1 protein-coding gene is annotated in these 1250 nt (G+C 39.1%); it reads left to right on the top strand.

The window, feature by feature from the left end; genetic code table 11:
• Positions 1-149 precede the first annotated feature (149 nt).
• Positions 150-1250, top strand: a 1101-nt coding sequence (locus DXA15_RS25040; protein ID WP_128135844.1) for an ISAs1 family transposase, incomplete at its 3' end; no start/stop codon positions are given.

A 1250-nucleotide genomic window follows, 5' to 3' on the forward strand; every position in this document is an offset into this window, starting at 1 on the left:
CAGGGCAGACGCATTAAAATAAATATCTAATTTACAGTAAAAAAACTATTACTTAATCGATTTAGATTGTTGATTAATAATCTATTATAGTATATTGTTTTAAGAATAAGTCATTATCTTTACATAGTATTTATTAAACAATAACTAACATAAAAATGGATATAATTAGTCTTTGTCAACAAATAGAAGATCCCCGGATGGATCGCCGTAAAGTTCATGATATGGCAACAATCATATATATAGCTGTAGCTGCCGTTATCTGTGGAGCTCAGAGTTGGAACGAGATTGAGGAGTTTGGTAAAGCCAAGTTCGACTTTTTCCAAAAAAGGTTACCTGGGCTAAGTTCTATCCCCAGTCATGACACATTTAACCGTTTTTTCAATATAATCAAACCTGCTTATTTTGAACTTGTGTTCCGCAACTGGGTAAAGGAGGTTTGCGGAAAGATTAGCGGTGTTGTAGCCATAGATGGAAAACTGATGAGAGGTCCCAGTAAATGCGACCAGGAACATACCACCGGACGCGAGGGATTCAAACTATGGATAGTCTCTGCATGGGCGGCCGAAAATGGAATATCTCTGGGTCAAGTCAAGGTCGATGACAAAAGTAACGAAATCACAGCCGTTCCATTGCTTATCAAAGCGTTGGATTTAGAAGACTGTATCATAACAATCGATGCAATGGGATGTCAGAAGAAGATCACCCGGGAGATCATAGAGCGTAAATCCAATTATATCATTGCCATAAAAGATAATCAGAAAAATATTTTAAAAGATATCAAAAAGGCCTTGGACACATATAAGGGTTACACACGTAAAGGTATTGCCACCGTAGGTCGATATAACACCGAGAATACGGGGCATGGCCGGATAGAAAAGAGGAGATGCACCGTATTAAGTATGGGGAATCTCACAAAAGGAATTTTCGGAGATAAATTCGAAGGTCTTCAATCTGTAATAAGTATGGAGAGTGAGAGGGTCATATCGGTAACCGGGGAATGCTCCGTGGAAACGAGATATTTCATATCCTCGTTAGATGCTTCTGATCCGGAAAGGATTGCCTTAGCCATAAGGCAGCATTGGGGGATCGAAAACAATCTTCATTGGCAGCTGGATGTTACTTTCGGTGAGGATTGCAGCCGTAAAATCAAGAATGCTGCACAAAATTTCTCGGTAGTAACAAAGATGGCACTCTCCATGCTGAAAAATAATAAGACGAAGGGGAGCATTAACCTTAAAAGACTTAAAGCT

The sequence above is a fragment of the Parabacteroides sp. AM58-2XD genome, from assembly GCF_003463685.1.
In the GTDB taxonomy this organism is placed as follows: Bacteria; Bacteroidota; Bacteroidia; order Bacteroidales; family Tannerellaceae; genus Parabacteroides; species Parabacteroides segnis.